Raw genomic sequence first — 15,046 nt, 5'->3', positions numbered from 1 at the left:
CGCCGTTGGTGCGGTCCTGCTCATCGTTGAGAGTGGAGGTGGGACTGGACTGCTTGTTCGGTTGCGTATCGGTGGGCTGGTTACGTGGGACGGAGGGTTGCGGAGAGGTCGGTCAGCCGGGCAAACCCGGCCAGGTCTTCCGGGCGGGTGCCGGCGCTGAGATGGTTCTTCAGCCGCCGCCAGGCTGCCCGGTGGGCGGATTCGTACAAGGTGGGAAGCAACAGTTCGCCCTGGGCCCCCGTGACCCTGACCTCGGCGGGCCACGCGGCGTCCGGATCGGGGACCCGGACGTCCACTCCGCCGTCGGCGGTGTAGAGGTGGATGGCGACGCCGGCCGGACGGGCGGCGGTGAGAACGCCCTGGGCGGTGAACGGGGCCCCGTTGGCCAGCGTGGCGGAGACCGCGTATCCGGTGGCGTTGCTGCGGATGACGCCGGCTCCCTGCAGCTGCCCGCAGACGGCGAGTACCGCGGCGAGGTGCCTGGCCAGGAGCTGCCGCACGTCCGTCCCCGGTGCTGCCGTGGCAACAGAGTCCAGCAGTGACGCTGTGCCCAGGGCGCCGCGTACAGCGCTGCGGGCGTCAGGAGCGCCGTCATTGCCGACGAGTGCGGGGCTGGAAGCCCAGTGCAGGTCGAGGACGACGGCGGCACCGGCAGCCTGGGCAGCGTCCGCCAGCTGCGCGGTTTCCTCGGGGACGGGATCCACCACCAGGACGCCGCGCGAACCGGAGCGCACGGCCCGCACGGCTTCGGCGGTCCAGCCCGCCCCGCCTGCAATAACCGCGATGTCGGCTGCCCCGCCCGCGGGTGCGGGGCCGAACGTTGCCGGAAGGGAGGCGACAGCCAGGGCCACCGCGCCCGATTCTTCGGCCTCCGGCGTTGCCGTCACTGTGTAAGTGCTCATGCCGTGGCTCCCGCGGTCTGCGTGGCGCCCGGGTGCCCGGCGGCCGCGTTCTGGACGGTGGCGCCGGAGATGGCCAAGGCAAAGGTGAGGTCGTCGATCAGGGCCTGGGCAGAGGGGGCCCGGCGGGTCCCGCGGGCAAGTTCAGCCAGTTCGCGCCACTCGCCCTCGTAGCCGTTGTGGCCGTAAGGGCCGAAGGTGGTGGTTTCGCTGCCGCGGGAGAAGGTGGCCACGGCGGAGCCTGCCTGGACATAGGACGGCGTGAAGTCGATGCGGAGCGCGGAGTCGTCACTTATGGCTTCGAAGGTCCACGCGGGCTTCCAGGTGTTGTTCATGACTGCCCGCAGTTCGATGACGCGGGTTGGGGTGCGGAGCGAGACGGCGTAGCCGAACGGCCGGACGTGCCGCGCCTGGAGGACTTCGATCTCGTCGTAGTCCGGTGTGAAACGCCGCACCAGGGGAAGGTCGTGGATGGCCAGGCCCATGATGCCGCCCTGCATCATGCCCTTGATGACCTCGATGTCCGAATAATCGGGCGTCCCCGTGGCGGGGCGGGTGATGATCTCGGTGGCGAAGTCCTCGAACCGGGCGTTGGGCGGCAGGACAATGGAGGAACGGATGGTGTGTGCCTGCGCGGGTAGGTCGCCCCAGTGCTGTTCGGCAGCGAGCCAACCGGGATCGAAAGTGTGCATGGCGCCCACCACGATCGGCACGCCGGTGGAGGCGCTGACTTCCGCGATCCTGGCTGCCTCGTCACCGTTCATCGCGAACGGCTTCTCGCAAAGGACCGCTTTCTTTCCGGCGCGGCAGGCGGCAATGACCTGTTCGGCGTGGAACTGGTGGGGACTGCAGATCGCCACGATGTCCACCTCCGGATTCTCGAGGACGGCCGCCATGCTGGTGCTGGAGGCGGCACCAACGCGCGCCGCCACTGAGGAGGCCACGCCGGGGTCCACATCCATCACGTGCCGCACTTCCAGGATGTCCTTGAGCCGCGCCAGTGCCGGCAGGTGGATCGCCTGGGTGACGGGGCCGCCGCCGAGGAAGCCGACGCCGAGGGGCCGGCCTGCTGGCGCTGCAATGTGGGACAAGGTCAATTACCTCTTTGTAAGCGGACTCTTGGATGGTGGCGGGATCACTGCGGTGGATGGTTGGTATCCGGGCGGTGGATGTGCCCTGAATCACAACGTAGATCTACTTTTGCCGCGCGTCAAGCAAAAGTTGTTTGTGTCGCGTCGTTCTTCTGCCGTAATGACAGCACTAAGTAACAGTGTTATGACTTAGACATGACTTCAACGACGGGCAGGCTGGCCGGAAAAGACGCCGATGTCGGCAGCCTGTCGCGGGCAGGCGACCTGTTCCAGCTGCTCCGCGACGGCAGGGCACGCACCCGTGCCGAACTCGCCCTGAGTACGGGACTGGCCCGCTCCACGGTGGCCTCCCGGATCGACGCCCTCATGCTGTCCGGCCTGGTGGGGCCAGCAGGGGAGGCGCTCTCCAGCGGTGGCAGGCCGCCGTCGCGCTTTGCCTTCAACCCGTCCGCCCGGCTGGTCCTGGCCGTGGACGTAGGGGCCACGCACCTGATCGTCGCGGTCACCGACCTTGGCGGGAAGGTCCTGGCGGAACGCCGGCTGGCACAGCAGGTGGCGGACGGTCCGGAAGCCGTACTGGACCAGGTGGTGGCGCAGGGAAAGGAACTGCTGGCCTCGGCCGGCCGCACTGCCGCGGAACTTGCCGGGATCGGCATCGGCCTGCCCGGTCCCGTGGAACACGACACCGGAAAGCCGGTCAAGCCGCCCATCATGCCCGGCTGGGACGGATTCGATGTGGTCAGCTACGTCCAGCGGTCCCTGCCTGTCCACGTGCTGGTGGACAACGACGTGAACATCATGGCCCTGGGGGAGCAGTCCGCCCACTGGCCGGAGCACAACAACTTTTTCTTCGTCAAGGTGGCCACCGGCATCGGCTCCGGCATCATCAGCAACGGGGAACTCCAGCGCGGGGCCAACGGCACCGCCGGCGACCTGGGGCACGTCCAGGTGGCGCGGGGCGCGGATGTCCTCTGTGCCTGTGGAAACTACGGGTGCCTTGAGGCGCTCGCCTCAGGTCCCGCCGTCGTGCGCTCCCTCCGGAACCAGGGACTGGACGTGGCCAAGGGCTCCGACGTCCTCCGGCTGGCCGCCGACGGCAACCTGCAGGCCATCCAGGCCCTGCGCCAGGCCGGTCGGGACATCGGTGAGGTACTGGCCACCGTGGTCAACCTGCTCAACCCCTCCGTCATTGTGGTGGGCGGCAGCATGGGCGAAACAGGGGAGCACCTGGTGGCCGGCATCCGTGAAGTGGTTTACCGGCGCTCCCCGCCGCTGGCCACCTCGCACCTGCGCATCAACGTTTCCCACGCCGGAGGCCAGGCCGCCGTGCTTGGCGCGAGCAAGCTGGTCACCCAGTACGTGCTCTCGCCCGCCATCATCGAAGCCACGCTGGCAGGCGCCATTGCCGGGTGAGGCGCCATTGCCGGGTGGGGCCAGAGTCCTTCCGGCCCCACCCGGACGGCGGTTCTAGGCTTCCTCTTCCGGCTCCGGAGCCTCGGTCAAGAGCAGGGCGGTACCGCCGTAGGCCGGCAGTTCCAGGAAGAAGCTGTGCAGGTCATCCACCTGCCCCACGGTTTCCCCGCTGAACAGGTCCTGGACGTTGGCGCCGGAGGGCAGCTCGTTGGACTGGATGCTGCCGGCGATGTCCTGCCCGGAGAAGTTCAGGGCAGTCACCTGCAGGGCCCCGTCCGCCAGCCGGTTCACCAGCACCAGCGCGGCGCGGTTGGAGACCTCGGGCACGTCCAGCAGGGTGCCGGTGGCAATCCCGTTGTCCTCACGCACGGCCAGGATCCGCTGGAGGCGCCGGGCGAACGAGTCCTGGTCCTGCAGCTGGTCCGGCAATGAGCCGTACAGGCTGCGGGCCCGGGGCATCCCGGCCGACGAATTGGTGGCGTCCGGGCTGGTCCCCATGAGGTCGTGCGCGCCGCGGTTGATCCAGCGCGTGTCACCCTGGGAGGTGAGCTCGCCGACGCTGCTGCGGTCCAGGGCCATGATGCCGGTGAGGTCCCAGCCGGACAGGGCGAAGACGCCGGGCTGCAGGGCGTTGTACATGGCCAGCAGCAGGTGGACGTCCCGGATCTGCCCCTCCTGCTCCGGGGTGACGGTGGCCGGGTCCTTGATTCCCAGGGCCGCCATGATGAAGCTGACCGTGGTGCAGGCGATGCCGTTGGTGGTGAACACGGCGTTGTAGGGCGCGTTTTCGCCGGTGAGCCGGTCCCGCAGGGTCTGCTGCACGTTTTCGGCCAGCTGGGCGCCGGTCAGTTCCTCGCCGTTGAGCTCGAACATTTCGTCCCGGTGCCCGGCGGCGAAGTGCAGCAGCTCGTAGGTGAGTTCGTCATGGTTCTGCAGGGCGTGCACCAGCGAGGCCTGGTCCACCCCGATTTCCATGGACAGGCGCAGGGTCAGGCGCAGGAACTCCGTGTCCGCGGTGACCAGGGCGTAGTGGTACGCCGGCCGGGTGATGAAGTCGTAGGAAAGGTCCGGGCCTGATTCAGAGGTGGCCTTGATGTCGTCAATGGTCAGGTTCAGCTCCTGGAAGGAGAACCCGCCCACCTTGCGGATCATGGAGCCGATGAGCTGGTTGGCGGCCTCGGACAGCGGGTGGCCCTCGGACCAGCCGGGCTGCTCCTCCGCGCTCTTTTCCACGCCCAGGAAGCCATTGGCATCGAGGCGCAGCGCCCCCGTACCAAGGTCCACCAGCGAGTGCAGCGCGTCGCCCACCACCAGGCGCATGCCGGCGAAGGTGGGGTCAAGCCAGTTGATGGAGGGCTGGCCGGCCTTGAAGTAGTGCAGGTAGACCCAGCGGCGGGTCTTGCCGGTGGTGTCCACGATGGGCCGCGTGGCACTCCAGTTGGTTTCCTTGACGCCGGGTTCATAGAAGATAACCCGCTGCAGCCTGCCGATGATGTAGCCGGCCTTCTGCAGCGCCTGCTCCGAATCGGGGCTGAGGTTGACAGAATCCGCGCCCTCCGGGACGTCCGGGAGCAGGTTCCAGTCCTCTTCCGGAATGTCCACCATGTGGTAGATGCCCGGGTAGTCGCGGAAGTTCATCTCGGCCAGGCGGAAGTCCGCACCTTTGCCTGTGTGGCCGGGGACGATGTCGTCAATCACGGTGCCGTCGTGTGCGGCGGCCACCTCGCACATGCTGCGGAACTCTTCTTCGGTGCCAAAGACGGGGTCGATCGCCATGCTGATGCGGTCAAAGTGCCCGTCCACGCTGGGGGTGTGGGACCAGCCGCTGATGCCGCCGGCAAGTTTCACCGGCCCGGTGTGGATTCCGCGGATCCCGATTTCGCGGAACGCCTTCCACATTTCGGGGTCGCCCAGGGCGGAGAGGAAGGACTGGCCGGTCCGGGTGATGAAGGACAGCGGGTAGGCGGTGAACCACACAGAGGCGCGTTCGACGGCGGCCCGGGGGTTGGGGTGCGCGTACGAGTTCTGCCACATGCTGGCCTGGCCGGACAACTGCCGTGCCAGGGTATTGGCATCGCCCAGCATGGCCTGGTTGCGGAGCCACTCGACGTACGCTGCATTCCGCCCATCGAATTCGAAGGACGGCCTGCTGCCGACGAACTGCCGCCGGCGGGCGATGGGCCGCAATGCCTTGGGCCGGGCCGCGAAGAACTGCTCGTCGAAGGTGACCTCCAGTTCCGGTGACGGCTCAGCAGCGTCCTCTTCCACTTCCGCGCTGGCATCCGCTGCTGCATCCGCTTCTGAAGTACGCTCGCTGGTGTCCGGCTCCCGCATAAGCTCCTCTTTCCATTGCTCGTTTCCGTGCTGGCATGGATGCACCTGGACCCCTTGCCCAGGGTCAGGTACCCAAGCGAGCAGGGAGTATTCGGTGTTCCCCCTCCCGATGCTACTGCCCGGCAGAGCCGCCGGAAGGTAGACCGGCGCGCCGCTCCTCCCTAAGCGGATGAATCCCCCCTCTTTTGCCGGTTTTCCCCACCGGCGGACCGCCGGGCCGTATTCTTGGAGCAAAGGTTTTGCAGTGGGCCGAAGCGCTGATGGCAGGACTGGAACATGGCCGCTGATCCTACGGGGCAGGTTGGCTGGGGACCGCTTCCAGTTACGCCGGAGCCGGTTTTCGACAGCAAGGATGTCGAAGACTTCCTCTGGGACGTCACCCGTGACCTCATGACGGGCATCAAAGGTGAGCGCCGCAGCATCGGCTGGGCGGCCACCCTCTTCCGCCTGGGCAAGGCGCGCACCCTCGCGGCCAGCACGGAGCAGGCGCGTGAAGCGGACCGCGAACAGTGCTCGTTTGCGGACGGCCCGGTCATGGAAGCCGTGCGCACCGGGGAATTCGTCCTGCTCTCCGACCTGGGGCGGGACCGGCGCTGGCCCGGGTATTCCAGCGCCGCCGCCCTCCACGGCGTGCAGTCCCTGCTCTCCGTCCCCATCCTTACCGAAGGCGCCACCAGCGCGGCCATCACCCTCTACGCAGCGTTCCCGCATGCCTTCACCAGCGATGACCTGGTGCGGGGACAGAGCTACGCGCGGCAGGTGTCCCGTGCGCTCCGCGTGGTAGTCCGGACTGCCGAACGCGCCGAAGCGACGGCCGGGCTCGCCGTCGTCCAAAGTTCCCTGGTCCTGGTGGACCTGGCGGTGCGCAGCCTCATGAACGAATACGGACTCAGCAGGGAGGGCGCGCTGCGCTTCCTGCAGACCCAGGCGCTGCACCATGAGGTGGACCTGCGGGATGCGGCGCTGAACGTGGTGGCGCCCAGCGGCATGGACCGTGGCGCGGCGCCGGTTTCAGGCCGGCGGCCGGAAGCGTACGACGGCGTGGCGGAACTTCCGCGGCCGTCGGCGGCGGGGCGGGACTTTCCAGCCGGAACGTCGCCCCGGAAGGATGCTGCAGCGGGGAAGGAACCCCCGCCGGCGGCGGAAGGGAGGACGGCATGACTATGGGGAAGCAGGAGCTTCGCTCTGCTGCAGGAGGACCCGCCAGGCATCCCTGGCACCGGTTCGTTGCCCTGGGGGATTCCTACACCGAGGGCATCGGCGATCCCGAGCCGGGTAGCCTGGGCGGTCTCCGTGGCTGGGCCGACCGGGTAGCTGAGGAACTCGCGGGCAGCCAGCCGGACTTCGCCTACGCCAACCTGGCCATCCGCGGCATGCTGCTGAAGGAGATCCTCGACGTGCAGTTGGAGCCGGCCCTGGCCCTGAAACCGGACCTTATTGCGATGTCCGGCGGCGGCAACGACATCGTGTTCCGCCATGGCGATCCGGACAAGCTGGCGGAAAAGATCGACGAGGCTGTCGGCATCCTGGCAGCCACCGGTGCCACCGTGCTGCTCTACGCAGGTCCCGACTGGGGCGAAACGCCTGTCTTCGGCAAGATCCGCGGACGCGTGGCGGTCTACAACGAGCACCTGCACAGCATCGGGGCGCGGCACCACGCCATCATGGTGGACCTCTGGTGCCTGCCGGAGCTTCAGCACGCGCTGATGTGGGATCCTGACCGGCTGCATCTGTCCCCGCTGGGGCACCATTCCGTGGCCGTGGCCACCCTTGACGCGTTGGGGGTGGCGCATGCGCTAAAACCGCACCAGCCGCGACCGCTCCCGGCCCATGGGTGGACGCAGGCCCGGGCTGAAGACCTGGTCTGGGCGCGCCAGTATTTTGTTCCCTGGGTGCTCAAGCAGTTGCGTCCCCGCCAATTGGACGGACTCGCGGCCAAGCGGCCGCTGCCGGAGCCTGTGTTTGGGCTTGGCCGGCCTGGACCGTTCCCGCCCGGCCACCCTGGTGCGGACCTGCAGCCTGGAGTGTCCGGCGGTCCTGCGCCGGAGGGGCAGGCAGCGTAGGTGTCCGTGCCTGCCGTGCCTGCCGTGGCGCCGGAAGGCGGATCGAATTCAGGGACGGCGGGCGTCCCTGGCCATCACAACGAGTGCAGGGACGCCCGCCAGGACGGCCGGGGCTGCCAGCAGCAGGCCGTATCCGGGCTGGAACACTGACAGCCCTGCGGCAATGACAGATCCGGCCAGGGCGCCGATGAGCACTACGGACCATGGCCTGCGGCGGTCCCGGGCGTTGAAGAACAGGAACCCTGCGACGCCGGCTGTGGCCACGCCCAGGGCGGCGACGATTCCGGAAACGATGGCAGCCCCCGGCCCGGGTGCGTCCTTGAGCTGGTCAATGAGCGCCACGGGTACTGCAAGCATCCAGCAGCCCAGAAGGAAGGCGATAACGCAGGCCGCCAGGCGGCCTTTGGGCACCGGGTCCAGGGCGCGGATCTGCTCCGGCGGCAGGTCGGACTGTTGGACGTCGCGGTGGTTCGCCGGCGGTGTTGGCCGCGGCAGGCGCATGAAACTCTCAAGCATGGATCCCCCGAACGTAGTGCTTGACGTCCTTCCAACCTACACCGGGGCCCTTCCGGGCTGCCCCGACGTGCGCAGGCTCAGCGCTTCTTCGGCGACCGCTTCGATGCGGCGTTCAGCGCCGACTTCACCGCAGGAGGCAGCACGCCCGGTTCCGTTTCAGGCTCGGCCACCGTTCCACGGGCCTTCGCGATGGCCTTCATGCCGTGGTAAATCACCAGTGCGGCCGCGGAACCCAGGGCAATGCCGGTGAACTTCAGGTCTCCGATGGTCCAGGTGTAGTCGGCGATGCCGATGATCAGGGCGACTGCGGCCGTGGTCAGGTTGACGGGGTTGGAGAAGTTCACCTTGCTCTGTACCCAGATTTTGACGCCCAGGATGCCGATCATGCCGTACAGCATGGTGGCGGCGCCGCCCAGCACGCCGGCCGGGACGGTGGCAATCAGTTCGCCGAACTTCGGCGAGAAGCTCAACAGGATGGCGAACATGCCCGCAACCCAGTAGGCCGCCGTCGAATACACCTTGGTGGCGGCCATGACACCGATGTTTTCCGCGTAGGTGGTGGTGCCGGAGCCGCCGCCGAAGCCGGCCAGGACCGTGGCTGCACCGTCGGCCATCAGGGCGCGCCCGGAGACGCCGTCGAGGTTCTGGCCCGTCATGGCGGCAACCGACTTCACGTGGCCGATGTTCTCCGCCACCAGCACCAGGACCACAGGGACGAACAGGCCCAGGACGCCGATATGGAACTCGGGGGTCTGGAAGTGCGGCAGGCCGATCCAGGCTGCGGCGTCCATCTTGTCGTACGTCACCTCACCACGGAACATGGCCACCACGTAGCCCACCACCACGCCCACCAGGATGCTGAGCCGGCCCAGGATGCCGCGGAACAGGACGCTGACCAGGATGATGGTGACCAGGGTGACCAGGGCGGTGATGGGGGCGGCGTCGAAGTTCTGCTTTGCGGCGGGGGCCAGGTTCAGGCCGATCAGCGCCACGATGGCACCGGTGACGATGGGTGGCATTAGCCGGTTGATCCAGCCGGCACCAAACTTTTGCACCACCGCACCCACCAGGGCCAGGGTGGCACCGGCCAGGACCACGCCGCCCAGCGCGCCGGGAATCCCGAACTGCGCCTGCGAGGCCGTGATGGGGGCGATGAATGCGAAGCTTGAGCCAAGGTAGCTGGGCACCCGGCCTTTGGTGAGGACCAGGAACAGAAGTGTGCCGATGCCGGAGAAGAACAGGGTGGTGGCGGGCGGCATCCCGGTGATGATGGGGACCAGGAAGGTGGCGCCGAACATGGCTACCACGTGCTGCATGCCCACGCCGATGGTCAGGGGCCACGCCAGCCGCTCGTCGGGGGCCACCACCTGGCCGGGCTTGATGGTTTTGCCGGTGCCGTGCAGCTTCCATTTGATTCCGAGCATGCTCATGGGAAGGAATGCCTTTCAGGGGGTGCCGCGGAGGGGCGGAGATCAACTCGATCCAGAATACCGCCAAGTAATTCCAGGGCGCCCGCTGTGGCCAAGGTCACCTGGCGTCACGGGAAGAGGGCGAAGGAACTTGAAGTTGCAACTATAGAAAGCAACAAAGGCCTCCCCGGCAGGCGGGCGGCGCAGCGAAAGGTATGCCAATGACTATTGCCCACGAAGAAGCGGTTATCGATTCAGCAGCCGTGGACGCCATCTTCGCCCAGGCCCGCACCGCCAACACCTTCACCGGCGAGGTAACCGAGGAACAGGCCCAGGCCATCTACGAACTCACCAAGTTCGGCCCCACTGCCTTCAATTCCCAGCCGCTGCGCGTCACCTACGTCCGCTCCGCAGAGGCCCGCGCCACCCTGGTGGATGCCATGTCCCGCGGCAACCAGGCCAAGACGGCGTCCGCGCCGCTCGTGGCCATCCTCAGCTACGACACTGACTGGGCCGGAAAGTGGGACAGCTTCCTCCCCGGTTACAACGCCCCCAAGGCCATGTACGACGCCGATCCGGCCCTCGCCGCAGCCACGGGCAACAACAACGCCCACCTGCAGGCCGGCTACTTCATGCTGGCCGTCCGCTCGCTCGGTTTCGCCGCCGGCCCCATGACGGGCGCGGACTTCGCCGCGATCGACGCCGCCTTCTTCCCGGCCGGCGACCAGAAGAGCTTCATGGTGGTCAACATCGGCCGGCCCGGCGCGGATGCCTGGGGCGAAGCCAAGCCCAAGTACTCCTACGGCGAGGCTGTCCGCACCGTCTAGTCCTCAACGTCCGCTCAAGTTTGGCGTCTTTTTCCCGAACGCCCGCTCACTTTTGGCGTCCTTTCAGCAAACGCCCGCTCACCATGGTGAGCGGGCGTTTGCTGTTTTTCGGTCAGACGTGAGCGGGCGTTTGAACGTTCATTGCCAGAGGTGAGCGCGGGTTTAATGGGGCGGGTGGGAGACTGGGGCATGCCGACCCGGAACCTGATTTTCGTGGCCTTTGTCGAGCCCGTGGCCGAAGGCCAGGTATTCCCGCGGGCGGACTGGCCGCTGCACATTACGCTGGTGCGGTTTGACCTGCGGTACGACGCCGGCGCTGCCGCCACCACCGGCGCCACCGGCACCGGCACCGGCACCAGGGACGCCGCGGACACCGCCGAACGCATCGCCGCGCTCGCGGACGCCCCGGCAGCCGCAGCGCTGGGTGCCGCGCTCAGGTTAGGGGAGGACGCCGCGTTCGGGCGCAACGGTTCGGTGCCTGTCAGCCTCATCGAGCCCCAGCAGGACCTGCAGGGGCTGCACGGGCAGCTGGTTGCCGTGGTCGGCAGCGTGGACGGAAGAATCCTGACACCCGCCCACACCCTCGCCGGATACCGTCCCCACGTCTCACACCACGGTGGCAAGCGCCTCCACCCGGGCGACGCCGTCGTGCTTGACCGCGTCGCCCTGGTGGACATGGCTCCCGGTGGCGACCACGCCATCAGGCGCGCCTCCGGCTGTGGAGCCGCGAAGGTGAAAGCTAGGCGATGACGCTGTCCACCAGCGCCTTTGCCTCTGCCTGGACCTGCTTCAGGTGTTCCTCGCCCTTGAAGGACTCGGCGTAGATCTTGTACACGTCCTCGGTGCCGGACGGCCTGGCGGCGAACCAGGCGTTCTCGGTGACCACCTTCAGGCCGCCGATGGGGGCGCCGTTTCCGGGAGCCTCGGTGAGCTTGGCTGTGATCTCTTCGCCGGCCAGCGACGTGGCAGTGACGTCCGCGGCGGAGAGCTTGCCCAGCTTCGCCTTCTGCTCACGCGTGGCGGCGGCGTCGATCCGGGCGTAGACCGGTGCCCCGAACTGGTCGGTCAGGCCCTTATAGAGCTGCGACGGGGACTTGCCCGTGACGGCGGTGATCTCGGACGCCAGCAGGGCCAGCAGGATGCCGTCCTTGTCCGTGGTCCACACGCTGCCGTCCAGCTTGTTGAAGGAGGCGCCGGCGGACTCCTCGCCGCCGAATGCGCCTTCGCCGGACAGCAGGCCGGGGACGAACCACTTGAAGCCCACCGGGACCTCCACGAGCTTGCGGCCCAGGCTCTCCGCCACTCGGTCGATGATCGAGGAGGAGACCAGGGTCTTGCCCACCACCGAGGCCGGGTTCCAGCCGCTGCGGTTGCGGTACAGGTAGTCGATGGCCACGGCGAGGTAGTGGTTGGGGTTCATCAGCCCGCCATCCGGGGTGACGATGCCGTGGCGGTCTGCGTCGGCGTCATTGCCGGTGGCGATGTCGAAGGTGGATCCGCCGGCGGACATCCGCTGGATCAGCGAAGCCATGGCGGACGGCGAGGAGCAGTCCATGCGGATCTTCTCGTCCCAGTCCAGGGTCATGAATGCCCACTGCGGATCCACCGTGGGGTTCACCACGGTCAGGTCCAGGTGGTGGCGTTCGGCGATCTCGCCCCAGTAGTCAACAGAGGCGCCACCCATGGGGTCTGCGCCGATCCGTACACCGGCCTCGCGGATGGCGTCCAGGTTCAGGACGGACGGAAGGTCGTCCACGTAGCTGGAGAGGAAGTCGAACTTGCCGGTGGTGTCCGCGGACTGCGCGTCGGCCAGCGGAATCCGCTTCACGCCCCGCAGGCCGTTTTCCAGCAGCTCATTGGCGCGGTTGGCGATCCACCCCGTGGCGTCCGAGTCGGCCGGTCCGCCGTGCGGGGGGTTGTACTTGAAACCGCCGTCGGCAGGGGGGTTGTGGCTGGGCGTCACCACAATGCCGTCAGCCTGCGGTGCGCCGGGCGCCGCCTGGCGGTTGTACGTGAGGATGGCATGGCTCAGTGCCGGCGTAGGGGTGTAGCCGTGCCGGGCATCCACCAGCACCTGGACGCCGTTGGCGGCGAGGACCTCAAGGGCCGAGTTCTGGGCCGGCTCACTCAGTGCGTGGGTGTCCTTGGCGAGGAACAGCGGGCCCGTGACGCCCTGCGCCGCGCGGTACTCCACGATGGCCTGGGTGATGGCCACGATGTGCGGCTCATTGAAGGAGGCCTTGAGGCTGGATCCCCGGTGCCCGGATGTTCCGAACACCACACGCTGGCCGGGATCACTGAGGTCCGGCGCGATGTCGTAATACGCGTCAAGGAGCGCAGTGATGTCAACAAGGTCCTGGGGTTGGGCAACTGTGCCCGCGCGGCTAGCCATGGCTACAGCATGCCAGAACCTGGCATGAGTCAAAACGATCCGCCCAGAATCCGGACGGTGTGACCTGCCGTGACGGTACAAACCAAGTAGTCAACCTGAGTACACCGCCGCGAAAGTACCTATATACCGCCCGTTCCGCCCCCTGCTAATTTCAAGAAAATTCCACGAAAACACGCGAAAGGAACGGACGACGGCGGTCCGTCGGCGTCGTCCTGTCCGGCAAGGAAACGGGGACGTCCAATGGGGGCAGGAGACGGGGCAGCGGAGCAGTCCAGGCTGGCGGCCGAGCGTGTTGCGAGGCTTAAGCGGCGGCTGGACCAGGCCGAACGCTCCACCAGGGCGTGGGACGCCGGCGCGGTGGGGGAGCGGATAGTGGCCGACAAGCTCAGCGAGCTGGTTCCCCGCGGCTGGTACGTGCTCCATGACGTCCACTGGCCGGGCAGGCCCAAGGCGAACCTCGACCACGTCCTGGTAGGCCCCGGCGGCGTCGTGGTGGTGGATTCAAAGAACTGGACCGGTGAAGTGCGGATTGCTTCCGGGGTGCTGTGGCAGGGCCGCTACGCGCGGACGCAGGCCGTTGAAGGTGCACTGGCCCAATGCGCCGCTGTTGCTTCCGTGCTTGCTCCGCCGCACCGCAGGCTGGTGCGTCCGCTCATCTGCATGGCTGCGCAGCCGGACCTCTTTGGCGTCACCGCCGCGGACGTTGCGGTGGCTGGTCCCCAGCGCGTTGTTGGTGCCATCGAGGCGCTGCCGGCGGTCCTCGACCAGCAGGCTGTGGTGGGTTTGTACGAGGAGCTGGGCCGGCAGCTCACGCACGAGCAGGAGCCCGGAATTACAGCCCTGCGCAACGTGCGCCCCGGAACCGTGGTTCGGCCCGCGGGTGCTTTGCCGCCGGCGGGTCCGGCGGCCCCGGGAGGGAGCGCGGGGTCGGACGACCAGGCCGCCAGGGCACGCAGCGCCGCCCGGCATCCTGCCGGGCGCGCCCTGCCCCCACGGGAGGCACGGGCGGGCCGGACTGGCGCGGCGGCCACGGTGCCTGCCAAGAAGCGGCCGACGGGACCCGCTGTCCCGGCACGCCACGGCCGGAGCACCAACGCCCACCAGCATGGCGGAACCAGCGGCGGAAAGCTGGCACTGCTGGCCGCCTTTGTTGTTTTCGCGGTCTATGTCCTGCCCTACTTGGTCCGCTAAGCTCCTGTCCATCCCCTGCACGAAGCTGGGCCGCTGCGGCCGCGCGTACCGCCGCGCCCATCCGGCCAAGGCGCTCTGAATCCAGCGCCCATGCCTGCCAGTAGAGGGCAACGTCCTGGTGGGTGTGCTCCTCCAGCCGGACCAGGGCGCCGCGCTCCAGCTCCCCGTCGAGCTGGAGCTCCGGGATCATTCCCCAGCCCAGGCCGGCCTTGACTGCCGCGAAAAACCCCTGGGAAGAAGGCACAGTGTGCGTGGGCGGAGGGCCTGCCACGCCCTTCGCGGTGAGCAGTTGCTGCTGAAGGGTGTCTTTCGCGTTGAATTTCAGGACCGGCATGGCTGACCAGTCCGGAGCGCCGGACGTGGAGAAGCGGCGGTGCAGCCCGGGAGCGGCTACCGGGATGTACCGCATGGAGCCCAGCAACTCCACGCGGCACCCGCTGACCGGGACGGGATCGGACGTCACGGCGCCCATTACCGCTCCGTCACGGAGCAGCCGGCTGCTGAAGCCCTGGTCCTCCACCAGGAGGTCAAGGGCGGCGTCGTCCCAGCCGGCGGCCTGGTGGAGGACAGGGATGAACCACGTGGCCAGCGAATCCGCGTTGACGGCTACGGGAAGATGGGCCCGGGCCGGCGACCCGGCGCCCAGTGCTGCTGACGCTTCCGCCTCCAGCACCTGCACCTGCCGGGCCATCCGCAGCAGGAGCGCGCCGGCGTCGGTGGCAGTGCACGGCACCCGGCGGCGCACCAGCACCTGGCCCACGGACGATTCCAGTGCCTTGATCCGTTGGCTCACCGCAGAAGGCGTGATCCGGAGCTGGTCTGCCGCGGCCTCGAAGGTGCCTTCATCGATGACCGCCACGAGGGCTTTCAGGTGTTCAAGGTTCATGAAGATATTCTAATGACCATCAAGA

The 15,046-nt window shown here is 67.9% G+C and carries 12 protein-coding genes and 1 pseudogene; 6 read left to right on the top strand and 7 right to left on the bottom strand.

The window, feature by feature from the left end; genetic code table 11:
- Positions 1-80 precede the first annotated feature (80 nt).
- Positions 81-902 carry a hypothetical protein gene (locus tag HNO81_RS10100; protein ID WP_175317994.1) on the bottom strand — a complete coding sequence of 274 codons (822 nt, stop codon included), beginning with the start codon at positions 900-902 and terminating at the stop codon, positions 81-83.
- The gene (locus tag HNO81_RS10095) at positions 899-1,990 is read right to left on the bottom strand and encodes a Gfo/Idh/MocA family protein (RefSeq protein ID WP_217509283.1); all 1,092 of its coding nucleotides are present in this window, start codon (positions 1,988-1,990) and stop codon (positions 899-901) included. Before HNO81_RS10095 ends, HNO81_RS10100 begins: the two co-directional genes overlap by 4 nt.
- A gap of 195 nt (positions 1,991-2,185) precedes the next feature.
- On the opposite strand from HNO81_RS10095, the gene HNO81_RS10090 reads away from it, so the two are divergent.
- A complete protein-coding gene (locus HNO81_RS10090; protein WP_175317993.1) occupies positions 2,186-3,403 on the top strand; it encodes an ROK family transcriptional regulator in 1,218 nt (405 codons plus the stop codon).
- A 54-nt stretch (positions 3,404-3,457) separates the two neighbouring features.
- On the opposite strand, the gene treS is transcribed toward HNO81_RS10090, so the two are convergent.
- A complete protein-coding gene (gene treS / locus HNO81_RS10085) occupies positions 3,458-5,737 on the bottom strand; it encodes a maltose alpha-D-glucosyltransferase (protein ID WP_175317992.1) in 2,280 nt (759 codons plus the stop codon).
- A 276-nt stretch (positions 5,738-6,013) separates the two neighbouring features.
- Between treS and HNO81_RS10080 the strand changes: the two genes are divergently transcribed.
- A complete protein-coding gene (locus HNO81_RS10080) occupies positions 6,014-6,898 on the top strand; it encodes a GAF domain-containing protein (RefSeq protein ID WP_175317991.1) in 885 nt (294 codons plus the stop codon).
- Complete coding sequence (locus HNO81_RS10075) at positions 6,895-7,800, top strand: SGNH/GDSL hydrolase family protein (RefSeq protein WP_175317990.1); 906 nt, start codon at positions 6,895-6,897, stop codon at positions 7,798-7,800. The genes HNO81_RS10080 and HNO81_RS10075 overlap by 4 nt, the downstream gene beginning before the upstream one ends.
- A gap of 48 nt (positions 7,801-7,848) precedes the next feature.
- Here HNO81_RS10075 and HNO81_RS10070 read toward each other — a convergent pair whose 3' ends face one another.
- Positions 7,849-8,316 (bottom strand): hypothetical protein, encoded by a 468-nt coding sequence (locus HNO81_RS10070; RefSeq protein ID WP_254703406.1) that lies wholly within the window; start codon positions 8,314-8,316, stop codon positions 7,849-7,851.
- A gap of 77 nt (positions 8,317-8,393) precedes the next feature.
- Entirely contained in the window at positions 8,394-9,746 is a 1,353-nt protein-coding gene (locus HNO81_RS10065; RefSeq protein ID WP_175317989.1) for a uracil-xanthine permease family protein, read from the bottom strand.
- 200 nt (positions 9,747-9,946) lie between these two features.
- Between HNO81_RS10065 and HNO81_RS10060 the strand changes: the two genes are divergently transcribed.
- The gene (locus HNO81_RS10060) at positions 9,947-10,552 is read left to right on the top strand and encodes a malonic semialdehyde reductase (protein WP_175317988.1); all 606 of its coding nucleotides are present in this window, start codon (positions 9,947-9,949) and stop codon (positions 10,550-10,552) included.
- 189 nt (positions 10,553-10,741) lie between these two features.
- Positions 10,742-11,302 (top strand): hypothetical protein, encoded by a 561-nt coding sequence (locus HNO81_RS10055; RefSeq protein ID WP_371818214.1) that lies wholly within the window; start codon positions 10,742-10,744, stop codon positions 11,300-11,302.
- Here HNO81_RS10055 and pgm read toward each other — a convergent pair.
- Positions 11,292-12,944 carry a phosphoglucomutase (alpha-D-glucose-1,6-bisphosphate-dependent) gene (gene pgm / locus HNO81_RS10050; RefSeq protein ID WP_175317987.1) on the bottom strand — a complete coding sequence of 551 codons (1,653 nt, stop codon included), beginning with the start codon at positions 12,942-12,944 and terminating at the stop codon, positions 11,292-11,294. The two genes, HNO81_RS10055 and pgm, sit on opposite strands and share 11 nt — an antisense overlap.
- 240 nt (positions 12,945-13,184) lie before the next feature.
- On the opposite strand from pgm, the gene HNO81_RS10045 reads away from it, so the two are divergent.
- Positions 13,185-14,135, top strand: a complete 951-nt coding sequence (locus tag HNO81_RS10045; RefSeq protein ID WP_175317986.1) for a nuclease-related domain-containing protein — start codon at positions 13,185-13,187, stop codon at positions 14,133-14,135.
- Here HNO81_RS10045 and HNO81_RS10040 read toward each other — a convergent pair.
- Positions 14,098-15,021: pseudogene (locus HNO81_RS10040) on the bottom strand (LysR family transcriptional regulator ArgP); the annotation flags it as partial. The gene HNO81_RS10045 and the pseudogene HNO81_RS10040 sit on opposite strands and share 38 nt — an antisense overlap.
- Between the last annotated feature and the right edge of the window lie 25 nt (positions 15,022-15,046).

Origin of the sequence: Pseudarthrobacter sp. C4D7 (assembly GCF_013359725.1) — a bacterium.
Classification (GTDB): Bacteria; Actinomycetota; Actinomycetes; order Actinomycetales; family Micrococcaceae; genus Arthrobacter.
The sequence above is the reverse complement of the archived record's forward strand: the minus strand, read 5'-3'. Positions and strand labels throughout refer to the sequence as shown.

Coding starts and splice junctions, on each gene's coding strand:
- HNO81_RS10045 (WP_175317986.1), top strand. CDS start 13,185: ATGGGGGCAGGAGACGGGGCAGCGGAGCAGTCCAGGCTGGCGGCCGAG.
- HNO81_RS10070 (WP_254703406.1), bottom strand. CDS start 8,316: ATGCTTGAGAGTTTCATGCGCCTGCCGCGGCCAACACCGCCGGCGAAC.
- HNO81_RS10080 (WP_175317991.1), top strand. CDS start 6,014: ATGGCCGCTGATCCTACGGGGCAGGTTGGCTGGGGACCGCTTCCAGTT.
- HNO81_RS10090 (WP_175317993.1), top strand. CDS start 2,186: ATGACTTCAACGACGGGCAGGCTGGCCGGAAAAGACGCCGATGTCGGC.
- HNO81_RS10055 (WP_371818214.1), top strand. CDS start 10,742: ATGCCGACCCGGAACCTGATTTTCGTGGCCTTTGTCGAGCCCGTGGCC.
- pgm (WP_175317987.1), bottom strand. CDS start 12,944: ATGGCTAGCCGCGCGGGCACAGTTGCCCAACCCCAGGACCTTGTTGAC.
- HNO81_RS10065 (WP_175317989.1), bottom strand. CDS start 9,746: ATGAGCATGCTCGGAATCAAATGGAAGCTGCACGGCACCGGCAAAACC.
- HNO81_RS10060 (WP_175317988.1), top strand. CDS start 9,947: ATGACTATTGCCCACGAAGAAGCGGTTATCGATTCAGCAGCCGTGGAC.
- treS (WP_175317992.1), bottom strand. CDS start 5,737: ATGCGGGAGCCGGACACCAGCGAGCGTACTTCAGAAGCGGATGCAGCA.
- HNO81_RS10075 (WP_175317990.1), top strand. CDS start 6,895: ATGACTATGGGGAAGCAGGAGCTTCGCTCTGCTGCAGGAGGACCCGCC.
- HNO81_RS10100 (WP_175317994.1), bottom strand. CDS start 902: ATGAGCACTTACACAGTGACGGCAACGCCGGAGGCCGAAGAATCGGGC.